Source organism: Mycobacterium sp. (genome assembly GCF_002863225.1).
In the GTDB taxonomy this organism is placed as follows: domain Bacteria; phylum Actinomycetota; class Actinomycetes; order Mycobacteriales; family Mycobacteriaceae; genus Mycobacterium.
The window spans coordinates 21404-39250 of the sequence record NZ_PKEK01000051.1 but is presented as its reverse complement, the minus strand read 5'-3'; the positions used below and the strand labels follow the sequence as shown (position 1 = coordinate 39250).

General features: G+C 66.0%; 15 protein-coding genes and 1 pseudogene. 8 read left to right on the top strand and 8 right to left on the bottom strand.

Features of this window, described 5'->3' with window-relative positions; all coding sequences use genetic code 11:
- Positions 1-229: 229 nt before the first annotated feature.
- The 5 genes from CYU59_RS17345 (at position 230) to CYU59_RS17325 (ending at position 4438) form a co-directional block, all read left to right on the top strand.
- The gene (locus tag CYU59_RS17345) at positions 230-904 is read left to right on the top strand and encodes a hypothetical protein (protein ID WP_292991944.1); all 675 of its coding nucleotides are present in this window, start codon (positions 230-232) and stop codon (positions 902-904) included.
- On the top strand, positions 901-2496 hold the full coding sequence (locus CYU59_RS17340) for a DNA polymerase Y family protein (protein WP_292991943.1): 1596 nt from the start codon (positions 901-903) through the stop codon (positions 2494-2496). Before CYU59_RS17345 ends, CYU59_RS17340 begins: the two co-directional genes overlap by 4 nt.
- Positions 2497-2571: 75 nt before the next feature.
- Positions 2572-3273, top strand: a complete 702-nt coding sequence (locus tag CYU59_RS17335) for a hypothetical protein (protein ID WP_292991942.1) — start codon at positions 2572-2574, stop codon at positions 3271-3273.
- The gene (locus CYU59_RS17330) at positions 3270-3845 is read left to right on the top strand and encodes a hypothetical protein (protein WP_292991939.1); all 576 of its coding nucleotides are present in this window, start codon (positions 3270-3272) and stop codon (positions 3843-3845) included. The genes CYU59_RS17335 and CYU59_RS17330 overlap by 4 nt, the downstream gene beginning before the upstream one ends.
- The gene (locus CYU59_RS17325; RefSeq protein WP_292991936.1) at positions 3842-4438 is read left to right on the top strand and encodes a hypothetical protein; all 597 of its coding nucleotides are present in this window, start codon (positions 3842-3844) and stop codon (positions 4436-4438) included. The genes CYU59_RS17330 and CYU59_RS17325 overlap by 4 nt, the downstream gene beginning before the upstream one ends.
- On the opposite strand, the gene CYU59_RS17320 is transcribed toward CYU59_RS17325, so the two are convergent.
- The 8 genes and pseudogenes from CYU59_RS17320 to CYU59_RS17285 form a co-directional block, all read right to left on the bottom strand.
- The gene (locus tag CYU59_RS17320; RefSeq protein WP_292991934.1) at positions 4409-5728 is read right to left on the bottom strand and encodes a hypothetical protein; all 1320 of its coding nucleotides are present in this window, start codon (positions 5726-5728) and stop codon (positions 4409-4411) included. The two genes, CYU59_RS17325 and CYU59_RS17320, sit on opposite strands and share 30 nt — an antisense overlap.
- A gap of 56 nt (positions 5729-5784) precedes the next feature.
- Entirely contained in the window at positions 5785-6819 is a 1035-nt protein-coding gene (locus CYU59_RS17315) for a nucleoside hydrolase (RefSeq protein WP_292991932.1), read from the bottom strand.
- 25 nt (positions 6820-6844) lie between these two features.
- Positions 6845-8794, bottom strand: a complete 1950-nt coding sequence (locus CYU59_RS17310; protein WP_292991929.1) for a SpoIIE family protein phosphatase — start codon at positions 8792-8794, stop codon at positions 6845-6847.
- Positions 8795-8834: 40 nt separating this feature from the next.
- A complete protein-coding gene (locus CYU59_RS17305; protein WP_292991926.1) occupies positions 8835-10865 on the bottom strand; it encodes an SDR family oxidoreductase in 2031 nt (676 codons plus the stop codon).
- A 64-nt stretch (positions 10866-10929) separates the two neighbouring features.
- The gene (locus CYU59_RS17300; protein WP_292991924.1) at positions 10930-13830 is read right to left on the bottom strand and encodes an MMPL family transporter; all 2901 of its coding nucleotides are present in this window, start codon (positions 13828-13830) and stop codon (positions 10930-10932) included.
- Positions 13827-14267: an MmpS family transport accessory protein gene (locus CYU59_RS17295; RefSeq protein ID WP_292991922.1), complete on the bottom strand. Its 441-nt coding sequence runs from the start codon at positions 14265-14267 to the stop codon at positions 13827-13829. The genes CYU59_RS17300 and CYU59_RS17295 overlap by 4 nt, the downstream gene beginning before the upstream one ends.
- Positions 14264-14877 (bottom strand): annotated as a pseudogene (locus CYU59_RS17290) (TetR/AcrR family transcriptional regulator). Before CYU59_RS17290 ends, CYU59_RS17295 begins: the two are co-directional and overlap by 4 nt.
- Before the next feature lie 57 nt (positions 14878-14934).
- Complete coding sequence (locus CYU59_RS17285; RefSeq protein ID WP_292991919.1) at positions 14935-15645, bottom strand: histidine phosphatase family protein; 711 nt, start codon at positions 15643-15645, stop codon at positions 14935-14937.
- 157 nt (positions 15646-15802) lie between these two features.
- Between CYU59_RS17285 and CYU59_RS17280 the strand changes: the two genes are divergently transcribed.
- The 3 genes from CYU59_RS17280 (at position 15803) to CYU59_RS17270 (ending at position 17847) form a co-directional block, all read left to right on the top strand.
- Entirely contained in the window at positions 15803-16678 is an 876-nt protein-coding gene (locus CYU59_RS17280) for a MaoC/PaaZ C-terminal domain-containing protein (protein WP_292991917.1), read from the top strand.
- A 28-nt stretch (positions 16679-16706) separates the two neighbouring features.
- Complete coding sequence (locus CYU59_RS17275; protein WP_292991914.1) at positions 16707-16973, top strand: hypothetical protein; 267 nt, start codon at positions 16707-16709, stop codon at positions 16971-16973.
- A gap of 82 nt (positions 16974-17055) precedes the next feature.
- Positions 17056-17847, top strand: a complete 792-nt coding sequence (locus CYU59_RS17270) for a helix-turn-helix transcriptional regulator (RefSeq protein ID WP_292991911.1) — start codon at positions 17056-17058, stop codon at positions 17845-17847.

Sequence of the window (17847 nt, the reverse complement as noted above, 5' to 3'; positions counted from 1 at the left end):
CGCGATTCCGGTTCCGCTGTCGGCTGATTCGGCGCCGAGAGTGCAGCTGCCGAGACGTCTACTCGAGGAATGCCTCGGCCGCTGCCTCTCGGGGCGTCCTGCCGATAGTTTGCTGGGCTGCGCCCTCGGGCAGCCCCCGCTTGACCTTGTCGGTGGCTGGGTATTGACTACTGGTATTCGAACAAACATTCGGACAACAGCAGTCACACCCGTACCGCAGGAGTAGTTGATGACGGCGATGCTTGCTTCCGAACAGCCGCATCTCGACCGTGCTGAGCAGCTGAAACAGCTGCGACGGCAGATGGCTGCGGTGTCGGGGAAAGTCGGTTCCACCCGGCGCGGTCACGCACCGGTGGACGACCTGCTTCCGGACTCGGAAGCCAGGCTACCGGTGCCGCAGTTGCTGGCGGAGGTGTTGCCCGATGCGTTGCCAAGGGGCGCGGTTGCGGTGCTGTCGGGCGCCCGTTCGCTCGCACTGAGCATGGTGGCCGCGGTGACGGCCGCCGGAGGGAATGCGGCCATCGTCGGCCAGTCGGACGTCGGCCTGTTGGCTGCGGTGGAAATGGGAGCCGATCTGAGCCGGCTCGCGGTGATCCCGGATCCCGGAACCGATCCGGTGGAAGTGGCCGCGGTGCTCATGGACGGGATGGACCTGATCGTGCTGGCACTGAAGGGACGCTCGGTGCCGCTGACCCGGGCCCGGGCCGTGGTGGCCAGGGCTCAACAGAAAGGATGCGCATTGCTGGTCACCGACGGCGACTGGCAGGGTGCATCGATCCGGCTGAAGGCACGGGTCAGCGGTTACGAAACGACATCGCCGACACCGGGTTTCGGGCGGATCAGCAAGGTGCGTCTCGAGGTGTGCGCCGCGGGTCGGGCGACCAGGCGAGCTCGGACGGGGTGAGTGTGGCCTCCCGGGTGATGGCGATCTGGTGCATGGACTGGCCCGCGGTCGCCGCCGCTGCCGCAGCGGAACTGTCGGCGACCTCCCCGGTCGCCGTCACGCTGGCCAACCGCGTGATCGCCTGCTCGTCGGCAGCCCGTTCGGTGGGAGTGCGCCGGGGACTGCGGCGCCGCGAGGCGTCGGCCCGCTGCCCGCAACTGCACGTCGTCGCCGCCGACCCCGACCGTGACGCCCGCTACTTCGAAGGGGTGGTGGCGGCGGTCGACGACCTGGTACCGCGCGCCGAGGTGCTGCGTCCCGGCCTGGTGGTCATGCCGGTTCGCGGAGCGGCCCGGTTCTTCGGCTCCGAGCAGCAGGTCGCCGAGCGGCTGACCGATGCCGTCGCGGCAGCCGGCGCCGAGTGCCAGGTCGGAATCGCCGATCAGCTGCCGACCTCGGTTTTCGCCGCTCGCGCGGGTCGTGTGGTGGCGCCGGGGGAGGATGCGCGGTTTCTGTCGGCGATATCGATCCGGCAACTCGCCACCGAGCCCAGCCTGTCCGGGGCTGGGCGAGCTGATCTGGCGGATCTGTTGTGGCGGATGGGGGTTCGCACCATCGGCCAATTCGCCGAGCTGTCGCGAACGGACGTGGCCTCCCGGTTCGGCGCCGACGCGGTGATCGCGCACCGGTTCGCTCGGGGGGAGCCGGAACGCGGGCCGTCCGGTCGCGAGCCGCCCGCCGAGCTCGATGCGGAGTTGCAGTGCGACCCACCGATCGACCGGGTCGACGCCGCGGCGTTCGCCGGGCGCTCGCTGGCCGGCGCACTGCATCAGACGTTGCTGGCCGCCGGTGTCGGCTGCACTCGATTGGCCGTGCACGCCGTGACGGCCAACGGTGAAGAGTTGACCCGGGTTTGGCGATGCGCCGAGCCGTTGACCGAGGATGCCACCGCCGACCGGGTCCGCTGGCAGCTGGACGGCTGGTTGAACACCCGGATCGTGCTGGATCGGCCTTCCGCGCCGGTGGTGCAGTTACGGCTGCAGGCGGTGGAGGTGGTATCGGCGGGGGCGCTGCAGTTGCCGCTGTGGGGTGGTCTCGGTGAAGAGGACAGGATGCGGGCGCGTCGAGCGCTGATCCGGGTCCAGGGTCTACTCGGCCAGGAAGCAGTGCAGGTGCCGATGCTGTCCGGCGGTCGCGGGCCGGCCGAACGCATCACGCTGACACCGTTGGGTGACGAGCCGGTGCCGCTCGCCGACCCGCATCGGCCGTGGCCCGGTCAGCTGCCGGAGCCGTCGCCGACGGTGCTGCTCGACGATCCCGTGGAACTGCTTGATGACCAAGGCAATTCGGTTCGGGTGACCAGCAGGGGGCTCTTCTCCGCCGACCCGGCCCGGCTGACCGCCCGCGGCCGCGACACCAAGCTGCATTGGTGGGCCGGCCCCTGGCCGGTCGATGAGCGGTGGTGGGATGACCGGCTCGGGGCCGGTCAAGGAGCAAGCCGCACCGCCCGTGTGCAGGTGCTGTTGGAAGGCGAGCAGCCGTCCGATCCCGGCACCGCAATGTTGCTCTGCTATCGGCAGCGGAGGTGGTATCTGGAAGGAATCTACGAATGAAAAATGCGTCTCACCAGTCCGCCGCACGCAGGTACGATCAGCTCAATCCATCAGCGGCCAAGGGGAAGACGCGTCTTGCCGGATATCGAAGGCGAACCGCCGACTGCCGTCGACGGCGAAGGTGAGGCCGTCGCCGAGGGCCAGGCCGTCGCCGAAGGCGAACAATCCACGGTCTGGCAGCGACTTTCGCTCAAACAGCTGCGCTGGACCGCCCTTGCCGTGATCCTCGTCGTCACTGCGGCGTTCGGTGGCTTGAAAACGGCTCACCACGTCACGACCATCTCATTCGGCCAGTCGTACAACGCAGGAGCGCTGACAGTCACCCCACGCTCGGTCTCGCTGGTCGACCACTTCGTCGGACTGCCACGCATGGCGCCGCAGTGCCGACTGCTGGTCTTGAAGGTGACGGTCCAGAACACCGCCCATGAGTCCGTTCCTTTCCCGCTCGATGGCGCGTTGATGGGAAAACCCGACGACTGCACAGCGCACCCACGCGCCGACACCGAATTGTTCGGACTCACCGGTATCGCCAATCGGTACGCGGCGGCATTTCGCGGTGCCGAAACCATCGCCGTGCCCTCCATCGATGCTGGGTTCACCTACGCCTATTCGGTGTTGTGGGCCGTGCCTGCGGCCGATTTGTCGCACCACCCCGCAATCACTGTCCGCATTCACAAGATGAGCTCATTCATCTCGACGTTCGTTCTCGCCCACCGATGGGCCGGCGACGCGGACAGATTCGCCGAGTTGCGGATCGCCAATCTGGAGTCGGCATGACAGCGCAAAAGCTGCTGCCCGCCGCGCGCGGAATTCTGGCTGCCATGCTGCTGGTCAGCGCGGGCGCGATGTGGTCATTGCTACCGACAAAGCTGCAGTCATGGGCGCCGATAGAGGTACACGGCCCGGTCGGGCAGCGAATCGTCGGTCGCGACATCGCCGTGACGGTTCATCGCACTTACCTGGCGCGCGAGGTGACCGCCAACAGCCACAACGGGCTGAATCATTTTCCCTCGAAAGGCGTCTGGCTCGTCATGGTGCTCACCTACCAGCCTCTGCTGAAGCCGCATTCGCCACGCTTCGATCTGCGAGCCGACGGAAATCTGTTCGACACCAACCTCTCCGACTTTCACCACATGGCCCAGCCCGGGATGCCGGAAAGCGGGCCTTTGGCGTACGAGCTGCCGAAGGCCCCGCGTAGCGCGACGTTGTTGGTCAGTAACGCACTCACCGAGTCCAGCATGGCCAAGATGGACTTCGCGCCACTGGATTCCCAGATCGCGGTCGACATAACACTTTCCGGCGTCGTACCGCTTGCATCGCTGAAACTCGACGACTTGGTCGATCGGTGAGGTCGTGGATCGGCCGCAATGGCCGGGCGATTGTCATCAGTGTCCTCGTCGTCAACCTCATCGTCATCTCGATCACTCTGCCGGCATGGCGGGAGAACGTCGGATTCACCCGCCCAAAACATGTTGTGCCATATGGAAGTTCGATCGAAATCGGGAATACCCGCTGGCAGCTGTCATCGACGAAACCGCCCAGTGTCGACGAATTGCGTAAGTACACGAGCTACCTCAACACCGATCCGTACAATCTTCCGCCGAACGCCCGGTTGGCTACATATCTCTTGCGCCGCACCAGAGACGGTAAGCCGGCCAGCGTTCCGGACGGCTACGCGGGCTGCGTAGCGATGGTGAATTCGGGCGACCGGCAATGGACAAAGATGTCGTTCTCGCTCGGGATAACCGAGTGGGAGCTTCACGGGGGCGTCTCCACCATCTGCTCGCCCCGCCACAGCGAGCCGTTGCTGGTAGCCATCGTCGTCCCGAAAGATGTCCAACTGACCTCGGTCGACGTTCAGTTCCTCCCGGCGTCGTGGGACGACAAGAAGACCTTGTCCAAATCGACTGACCTACTCGTGATCCGCTTCGACACTGGTTAATTCGGCGCTGGGCAGTTCCTGGTCGCGGGCCGCCTCGATACGAACCCGGTCGGCGCAGAACCAATACGTTGCCGCGACCAGCGAGATGCGGAGCGGGTCGACCACCGCGCCGATCAGCGCCCGAATCAGATCCTGGTAGGTCTGCCACCAGGGGTAGTCGTGCGGCCCCAGCAGCAACGCGACGCCGCGCCACAGATAGCCGTCGTTCACGGTCTGAGTCCAGTAAGCCCCACTCGGCGCGAGCAGTACCAGCGCCGTATACGCCAGCACGAAGAAGGCGATCGGCAGCGCACCGCCATGCAGGATCAGTCGCCAGGCGTCCGCGATCGGCCCGAAACGGCCGAGTTGCGACCGGGCGAATTCGACTGCCCGCCTGCGGATCTGGGCCGGAACTCGTTGCCAGCGGGGCTGTGCGGCGCGCCGGCCACGTTCGATCGCCGAGCCGACCGCGGTCGCTGCGCGTTCCCCCAGCAGCACCCGGCGCGCGCTCGCCCAGGTCGGCGTGAACGGGGTGCCGTAGACCGCTGATCCGATGGCCAGCCATGCCAACGCCAACGCCACCACCGAGATCACCGCGCCCAGGAGCGTTCCCGCGGTGTTCCACAGCTGCGCAAGCCATGCGACGTGGGAGAAGGCTGCGTCGCGAACGCTGCCGAGCCACACCACGATTCGCCGCTCCCGGATCCACTGGGGAGAGCCGAACAGCACGACCGCCGATGCCTTGATCGCGAAGTACAGCCACACCACCTCCAGGTAGGCGGCGATGATCATCGTCCATCGCGGCAGCCGTTCGCGGAATCGGGTCATCAGTTGACGCAGGACGAACGCGACCAAGATCGCCAGCCACAACTTGGATCCGAGCGACGAACCGTAGATCTCCCGGGCTGCCGCCGTTTTCCAGTCGTTGAGCAGCAGGTGGGTCACGCTGGTGACGTAGACGTAGTAGTCCTCGACAACCATCTTCCAGGCGGTGTAGATCACCAGGAACGGCAGAATAGCCATCATCACCACATCGAAGACGCCCTTTGCTTCCTGGCCGTCCGTCTCGACATCCCGCAACCCCGGCGTGACGGACCGAATCACCAGAAACATGGCGAGATACGTCAGCAGCCGGGTCAGCGGCGCGAGCGGCAGGATCAGGCTTCCCAAGAAGTCGCCGTGGCTCAACGCCACATGCATGGCCAGATGCAGTGCCCAGTACCGCAGGAACCACCCGATCAGATAAATCGCGACCAGCCAGGGCCAGGTCTGCCACCACAGGCTGACCGTCCGCCGCAGGATCGTGAGCACCGCACCTCCCAGTGGCCTAACGATAGCCCGTCGGTCAGCGTGCGGGTGACACCTTTTCAGCCCAATCGATGGGCGAACGGGCCCACCTGCTCGATGAACCGGTCGAAGAACATCGCCGGATCCGCGTGAACGGCGATCAGTGCGTTGGGCTTTCGGGCCCACCGACCCGCCCAGTCGGTCACCGTCATGCCGCGGGTCAGGGTGCCGGTCAGCTCGACGTCGACCGTGGCCGCCTTGGTCTGTACCAGTTGCGGATCCAACGCGACGGCCGCGGCCAGCGGATCGTGCAGATGCGCGAGGTAGCCGTGGCCCAGGTCGTGGTAGGACTCCATGTAGAACCGGGTCGCATCTTCGATCACGCGGATCAACGGGTTGGACGCCGACGATCGGCGCCCCCGCTCGTCAGCGATGCTCATCGCGATCGTGGTGGAGCCGGCGGCCGTCGCCAGCCGGGTGAGGATCTCCGGGGTGATCGCAATCTGCCGCGTCACGTCGAGGCCGCAGAGAATCGGAAGCTGTAGCGGATCAACGCTTTCCGTCGGCGACCACGCATTGAACACTTCGGCTGCCGCTTCGGGGTCGAAAGCGATGTTCCACTCGGCCACCGGGCTGGTGTTGCCGCGGTGGTCGTATGCCCCGCCCATGATCACCAAGCGACGCAACAGCTTTGGCAGCGCCGGCTCTTCGCGCAGGGCAAGCGCCAGATTGGTCAGCGGTCCGGTGGCCAGTCCGATCAATTCACCGGGATGTTGCCGGGCCGCCCTCACCCACGCCGTCGCGGCATCGTCACCGCTGAGCTGACGATCGGTCGGCGGCAACTCGGCGTAGCCGAGGCCGCGCGGGCCGTGGACCGGGCTGTCGGACCGTTTCGACGAGTTCAGCGGCTGCTCGACTCCCCGGGACACCGGCACGCCCTCGACGCGACACAGGTCGAGCAGGCTCAGGTTGTTGTCGCAGACCTGACTGACCGGGACGTTGCCGCTTGTCGAGGCGATACCGGCCAGTTCGACGTCGGAGCAGGCCAGTAAATAGATCAGCGCGATGGCATCGTCGACACCGGTGTCGACATCGGCGAAAACTGGCGCGGCCACCGCGCAGACGATACCGGTTCGGTGCCTAGTCGACTCGGTCGGCGACAGCCGTGCTCACCAGCGGCATTCCGATCAGCGTCAGCACGTGATGAGCCGGACTCCCGGCCGGAGCGATCAGCCTCAGTTCGGTCCCGTGCTGGCGCGAGCGTTCCAGTGCTTCGGCCAGGATCCGTAGCCCGGACGAACCCATGTGGCTGACCCCCGACAGGTCCACACTCAACGGGTATGTGCCTGAACGGCTTTGACGTGCAATCTGCGTTCCCAGGGTGGGCGAGGTCGCGTTGTCGACATCCCCTTTGACCACCAGACGCTCGTCGACGACCTCGGTGGAGAATTCGGGAGCGGCGGGCGGCTCCGCGGCGGCCACCACGTTCGGGTCGATCACGATGCGGGCGGGCCGGCTCAGCCGGTGTGAGACTGATGCCGTCGTGCCGCTGTCGGTGCCGGTGATGCGACTCTCGGTGGCCAGCGCGTCCGCGAGCATCAATCCGCGACCGCGCATTCCCGGGTCCGCCGAAGGAGGTTTCCACCGGCCGTGGTCGGACACCGACGCGTGCACCAGGCCCTGGTCGTCGAGGGCGGCCTCGAGCTCGATGTGACCGGTTGGCGCTGAACGGTATCCGTGCTCGAATGAATTCTCGACGAACTCGCACAGGATCTGCACGATGATCATCACGTCGACGTCGTCGGTGCCGATTTCGGACAACCAGGCCCGCAGCGGTGCGCGTACCTCGCGGGCCGCCTGTACAGTCGCCTCGACGGTCAGGTTGAAGGCTGGCGGTGGTGTGCGGCGTTGCGCGGCAAGCAAAGTCACGTCATCGTTGTAGCCGGTGGTACGCAGCATCAGTTCCAGCGTCTGCGAGCACAGCCGCTCGGCGGGACGAGTCGCCGACTCGATCGGAAAAGCCGATCCGGCCAGGACGCGCGAGGCGATGTCGGCGAACTCGGCTGTGCTGGCCGACGGCGGCCGACCCGGCCGTTCGATGATGCCGTCGCTGTAGAGGAGTACGGCATCGTCGACGGCCATGGTCTCGGTGCGGGTGGCGAAGCCGCTTCCGCTGCCCAGCGGGCCTGATCCGGTCGGCTCGAGAAACCGCGGGACGTCGCCGCTGATCAACAGCGGGGGAGGGTGCCCGGCGGTGCAGTATTCGAACGTGCCGGTGCCGGTGTCGAGGCGCGCGATGCAGACTGTCGCCGCCTTCGACCCCGGTACGAATCTGCTGAATCTGTCTACGGCGGCCAGGCTTTCGGCGATGCTCTTGCCCGCGAGCAGCTCCATCCGGATCGCGGTTCGCAGTTGAGCCATCACCGCAGCGGCCTCGACGCCGTGTCCGACCACATCCCCGACGACCAGGAACACGCTTGCGGGTTCGCCGGGCATCGCGTCGAACCAGTCGCCGCCGGCACCGCTGTCCTCGGTGGCAACCAGGTATTCGGCGGTGATGTCGGCCCCCGGTAGCACCGGCAAGGTCGGTGACAGCAGCGCGCGTTGGACAACAATTCCGAGATCCCGTACCTGGGTGTAGCGCTCGGACAGTTCTGCCTCGCGGGCTTCCGCCGCTCGGCGCTCCTTGACCGCGGCGGTGGCGTCGATCAGCATCACCTGGGTGCCTTCGATGTGTCCTTCCGGACCCATGCGCGGACTGATCACGATGTCGCCGTAGATCTCCTGCATTGTTCCGGATCCGTCGAAGTCGAATTGGAAACGCCATTCGCGTCCCTGCTGTACCTCACCGGTGCGATAGACGCGGTTGAGAATCTCGATCAGGTTCTGATCTTCGAATTCAGGAAACAGCTCTTGTGCCGAGACGCCGAGCCGCACCGCCGGAAAAGCCGCCCGCGTCGCGGCGTTCGCGGCGACGTAAAGGTGCTCTGGACCTGCGAAAGCCACCACGAATGCGGGGATACTGTCGAAGGCGCGCCGGACTACGTCGGCCTTGCCGACCGTGTTGTCCAGGTCCGTCTCGTGCCCCACGGGCTTCAGGGTAACCCGAGCGCCAGCGGCGGTCGCGCAATTACCAGTGCACGCCGGGAACCAGGCGTACGAGTCGCTTGACCGGACCCGGGACCCGAACGCGGCTCACCACCGCGCGTGCCGGGCGTTTCGGTTGACGTGACGACTGCTGTTCCTCAACGGGTTTCGGAACTTCCGGGCTGGATTCGCCGCGTGCGGCCGCCGAGTCCGGGTAGCCGAGGTAGACCTGGTGCAGAATCCGCCGCGACAGCTTGGGGGTGAAGTAGTGACCCGCCTCGGAAAGCGTGCCCAGCGGTGTGTCGATCCGCAAAGGCTTGTCGACCAGGCCGCGAACCACCATCGCCGCCGCATGTTCGGCGCTGATCGGCGGAACCGGGTTGAGCCGCCGGGACGGCTTGATCATCGGGGTGGCAACCAACGGCATGTGAACGTTGGTGAATGTGACGTGATCGGAAAGGGTTTCGGTCGCGACCACTTCGGAGAAAGCGTCCAGAGCGGCCTTGGTGGGTAGGTATGCGCTGTACTTGGGGCTGCGTGCCTGCACCCCGGCGCTCGACACGTTGACCACGTGACCGAACCGGCGCTCGCGCCAGTGCGGCAGCAGCGCCAGCACCATTCGCACCGCGCCGAAGTAGTTGACCGCCATCACGCGTTCGTAGTCGTGCAGCCGGTCGGTCTGGTTGACCACCGAGCGGCGGATCGACCGGCCGGCGTTGTTGACCAGGTAGTCGACGTGGCCGAAGCGACCGAGAATGTCTTTGACCGTGTGCTCCACCGAACCGCTGTCGGTGACGTCGCAGGTGAAGGCGTAGGCGCGGCCACCGTTGGCGCGAATCTCGGTGACCAGGTCGTCAAGCGCGTCGGCGTTGCGGGCCAGCGCGAACACGACCGCTCCGCGCTCGGCGACGGCGATCGACGCCGCCCGGCCGATGCCGCTCGATGCCCCGGTGATGATCACGTGCCGTCCGACCAGTGGTCCTTCCGGATCGTCACGACGGGCCCGGTCGGGATCGAGGTGCTCGGCCCAGTACCGCCACAGCGCGGGCGCGTAGTCGGCGAATTCTGGTACCGCAATTCCGCTGCCGTGCAACGCTTTCTGCGTCTGCTCGGACAGAAAGGTCGGAGCCAGGTCGACGACGTCGAGAACTTCACCGGGGATGCCCAGCTGAGTGGCGATCATGTTGCGCCACACCTTGGGCCGGCCCCGCACTTTGAGCACCGGCGCCGCGACCGAGCGGGGCAGTGATCCCCGCAGCGGCGGCAGACCGGCGGCAGCGGCAACTCCACGGTAAATGCCGCGCAGCCCAATGGTTTTCGGTGAGGTCAGGTGGAATGTCTGGCCGTCGCGTCCGTCGGCGTGCAGCAGCGCAACCAGCGCGTCGGCAACGTAGTCGACCGGCACGATGTTGGTGCGGCCGGTGTCGGGCAACATCATCGGGGTCAACCGCGGCAGCACGGCCAGCTTGGCCAGCGTGCCGAAGAAGTAGTACGGCCCGTCGATCTTGTCCATCTCGCCGGTGCGCGAATCGCCGACCACCACCGCCGGCCGGTAGATCCGGTACCGCAACCCCGCTGAACTCCCGGCCGAGCGCACCAGCAACTCCGCCTCGAACTTCGTCTGGTGATACGGCGTCGGCAGCTGCTGTCCGATGTCGAAGTCGTCCTCGGTGTACTCGCCGTGGAAGTCGCCGGCCACCGCGATCGACGACACGTGATGCAGCGTCGCATCGAGCCGTCGGGCCAGCTCGATGACGGCTTGGGTGCCCTCGACGTTCGCGGCCCGCTGCTCGGCTTCGGCGGCGGTGATGTCGTAGATCGCCGCACAATGCACCACGTGCTCGACCGTGCCGAGCTCCGCGATAGCCGTCTCGGTCAACCCGAGCTCAGGCTCGGTCAGCTCGCCGACCAGCGGCTTTGCCCGTTCACCCCAGGTCTTGGCCAGGTGTTCGAAGCGGCCCAGCGAGGCGCGGCGCACCAGAACCCACACTTCCGCGTCGGGGTTGGCAGCCAGCAGACGGGCCACCACCCGCCTCCCAATAAACCCGGTACCGCCGGTAACGACATAACGCATGCAGGACATGGTGCGCTCGGTAGGCCCGCACGTCAACGGGGTGTGACGTGATCGTCGTTGTCGGTCAGCGCGACGGCGCCGGCGACTCCTGTTCTTCCGGGTCGTCCCAGAGCAGCAGCTGGCGCACCGCGGGGCGTGACCCGTACGGCTGGAGCATCGAACTGGCCGGGCGCGGGCGCACCCGCAGCGGCCACCAGAACCACCGGCCGAGCAGGGTGGCGATCGACGGCGTCATGAACGACCGCACGATCAACGTGTCGAACAGCAGCCCGAGGCCGATCGTCGTGCCGATCTGGCCGAGTGTCTGCAGACCGCTGAAGATGAACCCGCACATCGTCACCGCGAAGACCAGACCGGCGGCGGTCACCACCGATCCCGAGCCTGCCATCGAGCGGATGATGCCCGTCTTCAAGCCGGCGGGAATCTCTTCTTTGAACCGCGATATCAGCAGCAGGTTGTAGTCGGAGCCGACGGCCAGCAGCAGGATGACTGCCAAAGCCAGTACCACCCAATACAATTCGATCCCGAAGATGTACTGCCACAACAGCACGGACAGGCCGAACGATGCGCCCAGGGACAGTGCCACCGTGCCCACGATCACGATCGCGGCGACCAGGCTGCGGGTGATCAGCATCATGATCAGCAGGATCAGGCTCAGCGAGGCGACGGCGACGATCAGGATGTCATAGCTCGCCATGTCCTGGATGTCTTTGTACGTCGACGCGGTGCCGCCGAGATAGAACTCGGCACTCGACAGCGGCGTGCCCTTGACGGCCTCGTGCGCGGCCAGCTTGATCGGTCCGACCCGCGAAATGGCTTCGGGCTCGGCGGGATCACCGTCGTGGGTGATGATCATCCGCGCCGCCTTGCCGTCGGGGGAGACGAACAGCTTCAGTCCGCGCTTGAAATCGGGGTTGTCGAAGACTTCCGGCGGCAGATAGAACAGGTCGTCGTTCTTCGACTTGTCGAAGGCCTGCCCGAGCGCCGCCGGGTTGTCGTTGGCGGTCATCGACTGCTTGTTGATCCCGAGGTTGGTGGCGTAGTTCTTCAGCGTCAGCTCGCGGTTGACCTCTTGGCTGGCGATCTGAGGCGGGATCAACCCGACCAGCTGCGGCTGGATGGCGTCGAGCTTGTCCAGGCTGGCGGTGAGGTCGGAGAACTTTTCGCTGAGCTGATCGATGCCGTCGAGTGCTTCGAAGGTGTTGCGCAGCGCAAAGCACGCCGGAATGTCGTAGCAGTGCTTTTCGAAATAGAAGTAGCTGCGGATGGGCCGGAAGAAGTCGTCGAAGTTCGCCAGCTTGTCACGGACCTCGGCGATGATCGCCAACGTCTCGTGGAACTTCTGGGTCTCTTCGTGAGTGGCACCCGCGAGTTGCTGCTGCAGCGTGTACTGCTGCTGCAAGATACCGATGGTCTTGTCCAGTTCTTGTGACTGCGTGAGCAAGTCGTGCGCACGGTCCGCCTGATATTTGAGGTTCTGTACCTGGCCGACGCTCTGCTGGCTGACCTGGAAAGCCAGTGAGCTGTGGTCGAGTGGGGTGCCCAGTGGGCGGGTGATCGACTGCACCAGAGCTACTCCGGGAACGCGGAAGACGCTCTTGGCCACCCGCTCCAGCACCAGCATGTCGGCCGGATTGCGCAGGTCGTGATCGGTCTCGATCATCAGCAACTCCGGTTCCAGCCGTGCGCGCGGGAAGTGCCTCTCCGCGGCGGTGTATCCCACGTTGGCCGCGGCGGTCGCCGGAATGTAGGGCCGGGTGTCGTAGCTGGTCTTGTAACCGGGCAGGGCGAGCAAGCCGATCAAGGCGATCGCGATGGACACCACCAGAATCGGCCCGGGCCAGCGGACGATCGCGGTGCCGATCCGGCGCCAGCCGCGGGTCTGCATCACGCGTTTGGGATCGAACAGACCGAAATGACTTGCGAGGACCAGGATTGCCGGGCCCAACGTGAGCGAAGCCGCCAGCGCCACCAGGATGCCGATCGCGGCCGGAATACCGAGGCTTTGGAAGTAAGGCAGTCGCGTGAAGGCCAGGCATGCCACTGCGCTGGCGACTGTCAGGCCGGAACCCAGCACGACATGCGAAGTGCCGCTGTACATGTCGTAGTACGCGTCCTCGCGCTCCTGGCCGGCCGAGCGGGCCTCCTGGTAGCGGCCGACGAAGAAGATCGCGTAGTCAGTGCCCGCGGCAATCACCAACAGTGTCAACAGGTTTGTCGCATAGGTCGACAGTCCGAGAATGCCCTCGTTGCCGAGGAATGCGACGAACCCGCGGGCTGCCGCCATTTCCAGCAGCACCGTCACCAGCACCAGGGCGGTGGTTGCGAACGATCGGTAGACGACGAACAACATCACCGCGATCACCGCGATGGTCAGAGCGGTGACTTTGTTGGATCCCTTGTCGCCCTCGGTGAATTGGTCGGCGATCAGCGGGGCGGCACCGGTGAGGTAGGCCTTGACCCCGGGGGGCGGCTTCATGCTGTCGACGGTGGCGCGGACGGCGTCGACGGATTCGTTGGACTTCGCCTCGCCCTGCGCACCGTCGAGGTAGAGCTGGACGTAGGCGGCTTTTCCGTCGCTGGATTGCGCGCCGGCCGCGGTCAGGCTGTCACCCCAGAAGTCCTGGATGTGCTGGACGTGTGCTTTGTCCTGCTCGAGCTTGCGAACCAGCTTGTCGTAGTAGGCGTGCGCGTCGGCGCCGAGTGGCTTGTCGCCCTCGAGCACGATCATCGCCGAGCTGTCGGTGTCGAACTCGTGGAACTTCTTTCCGATGTGCTTGAACGCCTGATACGACGGCGCCTCGGGGGAGCTCAGGCCGACGTTGTGCAGCCGGCCGACCTGCTCGAGTTGCGGCACAACGATGTTCGGGATCATCGCCAGGGCGATCCAGAACAGGAGGATCAGTAGGGCGAGGCGGTGAATCGTGTGTGCGACCCGTGGGCGGCGCGTGCTGTGGTTGCTCATCCGGACTTGTCCAAGCAATAGGTGTAGGCGCTCATTTGGTTCACGGTCCTCTCGTCTTTGACGATGCCGTTGACGGTGATGCGGCACCCCAGCGAGCTGCCGTCGCCCTGGGCGACCACGTTGGCGATGACGGCGGGATCGGTTGTGTTGATGGTGTAGGACCACGGCAGCGGCGCGTTGTCGATGCGCTGCGGCGCGGCATTGACGTCCTGGTAGTTGATCGTGGCGGTCGCACCGGGAGCGCCGAAGACCTCGTAGATGACCTGCTTCGGACTGATCGGCACGATTTCGTTGGTGCCGCCGTGCGCCGTGTTGTTCGCCGCGTCGAATTCGCCGTGCAGCCGATACACGGCGAACCCTGCCAAGGCCACGACGGCCACGGCGACGATGATCATCCATCGTCGACGGATCACGCCTGTGATCGAAATGCCTTTCATCCATTCACCTTTCGGGTGAGGCCCGGGATGATCATCTCGTCGACCAGAGCTTCCACCGTCTCGCGCGTCGGCGGTCGGCTCGGCATGACGATCCGGAAGATCAGGTACCCGGGCAGCACATCCCAGAGTTCGTCGCTGATCGCCGCGATGTCGATCTCACCGCGGTCCGCGGCATCTCGCAGTACCTCGTGGATCAGGGCTTTGCGTTGGTCGAGGAATTGGTGCTGCAGGGCGTCGTTGAGAGCGGGGTGCCGTGACGTCTCGACCAGCACGGCGCGGATCGTGCCGGCCTCTGCTGGGAAGCCTGCTCGCGGCACGCTTCCCCCAACTGCAGCAGATCGCCGCGCAGCGTGCCAGTCCGCGGATGCACCGCGACCTGTCGGACTCCCTCGATGAAAGCGGCCAGTACCAATTCGGCCTTCGACGGCCAGCGTCGGTAGACGGTGGCCTTGCTGGCCTTGGCGCGGGCCGCGACGGCGTCCAGTGTCAGCCGGTCGTAGCCGTGCTCTTGCAGCAACTCCAGGGTGACGTCGAGCAACTCGGTCTCGCGGGGGGACCACGGTGACGGGGACACTCCGCGTTCCGCCGTCTCGGTCACAGCGGGTAACACTAGATCGGCGGTGACAGTACTGTCCAGTACCGTACCGCTGCGGCCGGTGCGCTCAGCTCAGTTGCTGAAGTCCTTGATCCCGTCCCAGTCGAGCAGCGTCCAGCCCCCCGCGGGGCTACCGGTGATCACCACCCGGCCGAGGTTGGGCAGTGGGTGGCTGGTCGCCAGGGTGTCCTTCGGGTTCTTCACGTTCAGCAAGGTCCAGTACATGATCGACTCGGCGTGCGCGAATGCCACCGGTCTGCTGTTGCCGCTGTCGTAGATCTTCTGCACCGCAGCGCTGAACTGATCGTTGAATTCCCGGCCGCTGATCGAGCCGGGGACCGCGTCCTGGACGTCGCCTCGGAGCCAGAGTGACGGCGCCACCAGGTAGGTCAGGTCGGCGCGCTTGGCCGGTAGGTTGTTGAACCGGCCGGCGTCGATCTCGCGCAGCCCGGGCAGAATCTCGACGTGCTTGCCCAGCGCGTGGGCGAGCGGCTCCGCGGTCTGCTGGGTGCGGACCATGTTGGAGGCATAGATGCCGTCGAAGTTGTTGCGGGACAACTGATGGGCGAGCTGTTCGGCTTGGCCCTGGCCTTCCTCGGTCAGTTCCGGGCCCGGGATGTCGGTGTTGATGACGTGCTGGGCATTGCTCTGCGACTCGGCATGCCTGATGAACGTCAAGGTGATGCTGCGTACCTGCGGTGATCCCGAGCAGGCGCCGACCGTGACGACGGCGGCGAGAACGGCGGCGGCCTTCCAGATGGCGGTGCGGGTGCGATTGCGCATGGCGACAGCCTGCCTTGCCGGGGGCCTCGACGTGGCATGTTTGCCCGGGTTGGGTGGACAAATCACACAACCCAGGCGCGGGCGTCGTCCGCATCGTCGGGTGATGGAATGGCGATGCCCCGGAAAAGATGACCGTCCGACCGAAGAGGAGACCCGCATGGCGATCGACCCGAACGCCGTCGGCGCGACGACCGAGCCCGCGCTGTTCGAATGGACCGACCGTGACACGTTGCTCTACGCCCTCGGCGTGGGCGCCGGCCTAGACGACTTGAAGTTCACCACCGAAAACAGCCACGGCATTGACCAGCAGGTGCTCCCGACCTACGCGGTGATCTGCTGCCCGGCGTTCGCGGCGGCCGCCAAGGTCGGATCGTTCAACTGGGCGATGCTGCTGCACGGCTCACAGGGAATCCGGCTGCACGCGCCGCTGCCCGCCGCGGGCAAGCTGTCGGTGGTCACCGAGGTCGCCGACATCCAGGACAAGGGCGAAGGCAAGAACGCGATCGTCATGCTGCGCGGTCGCGGCTCCGATCCCGACACCGGCGAACTCGTCGCCGAAACGCTGACGACGCTGGTGATCCGCGGCGAGGGCGGGTTCGGCGGACAGCCGGGTGAGCGCCCCAACGCACCGGCGATTCCCGACCGCGAGCCCGACGCCCAGATCGCGCTGACCACCCGCAAAGACCAGCCGCTGATCTACCGGCTCTCCGGCGACCGCAACCCGCTGCACAGCGATCCCTGGTTCGCCAAGGAACTCGCGGGCTTCCCCGAGCCGATCATGCACGGGCTGTGCACCTACGGGTTCTCCGGCCGCGCGCTGGTCGCCGAACTCGGCAAGGGCGACGCCAATGCGATCACGGCCATCGACGCGCGATTCACCAAACCGGTGTTTCCCGGCGAGACGCTGACCACGCTGATCTGGCGCACCGAGCCCGGTAAGGCGGTGTTCCGCACGGTGGCTTCCGGGGCCGAAGGCGGCAGCGACGCTCGTCTCGTGCTCGAGGACGGCGCGGTGGAGTACGTCGAGGTTTAGCCGGGCCGTCAACGTGGCAGTCCCGGGCATGGCTTTCAAACTCACCTACAGCGACGGGCAGTCCACCGACTACGACGACAGCACCAAGTGGGAAGTCGACGACGGGGTCGTGAAGTTGGGCCGCGACGAGGGGGACTGGACGGTCTACATCTCCCCGAGTCATTGGGCGACGCTCGAGCTGGGCACCGGCAGCGATGGCGACAAGAAGTCCGACGAGGACAAGAAGTCCGACAAGAACGAGAAGTCGGACGATGACAAGAAGTCCGACAAGGACAAGAAGTCCGACGTCGACTGAGTTTGCGGCGGCCGTGAACGCCCGCGGGCGCTTACCTCGAAGGTAATCGTGGCGGCGACACGCCGCAGCTAGCATCGGGGCGATGACGACCCTGACCCGGCGGGCGACACCGGCAGTCGGTCAACTGCTGCGCGAATGGCGGGAGCGCCGCCGGATCAGCCAACTCGACTTGTCGATCCAAGCCGAGATCTCGGCCCGGCATCTCAGCTTCGTCGAGACCGGACGCTCGCGGCCGACCCCGGGAATGATCCTGCGGTTGAGTGAACAACTCGACGTGCCGCTTCGGGAGCGCAACGCATTGTTACTGGCCGGCGGGTACGCGCCCGCCTACCCCGAGCACTCGCTCGACGAGCCGGAATTGACCCGGCTGCGCGCCGCGCTGCGGCAGATCCTCACCGGCCACGAGCCGTATCCGGCGCTGGTGATCAATCGATGGTGGGACATGCTCGACGGCAACACCGCCGTCGCGGTGCTGATCGACGGGTGCGACCCCGCATTGCTGACGCCGCCGATCAATGCCCTGCGCGTTTCGTTGCATCCGGACGGGATGGCCTCGCGCATCGTCAATCTGCCGGAGTGGCGCGCGCATGTCCTCGAGCGACTGCATCGCCAGGTCCGGGCCACCCATGACCCGCGCCTCGGTGATCTGCTGACCGAGTTGTCGGGCTATCCGGGCGGTGAGGCCGCCCGGCCCGAGCCCACCGACGTCGCCGTGCCACTCCGGTTGCAGTACAACGGAACCGAGCTCTCGTTTTTCAGCATGACCGCGGTCGTCGGCGCACCGTTGGACATCACCGTTGCCGAGGTCGCGATCGAATCATTTTACCCGGCCGACGCGGACACCGCCGACGCCCTGCAGGACTTGGGAAAGTGA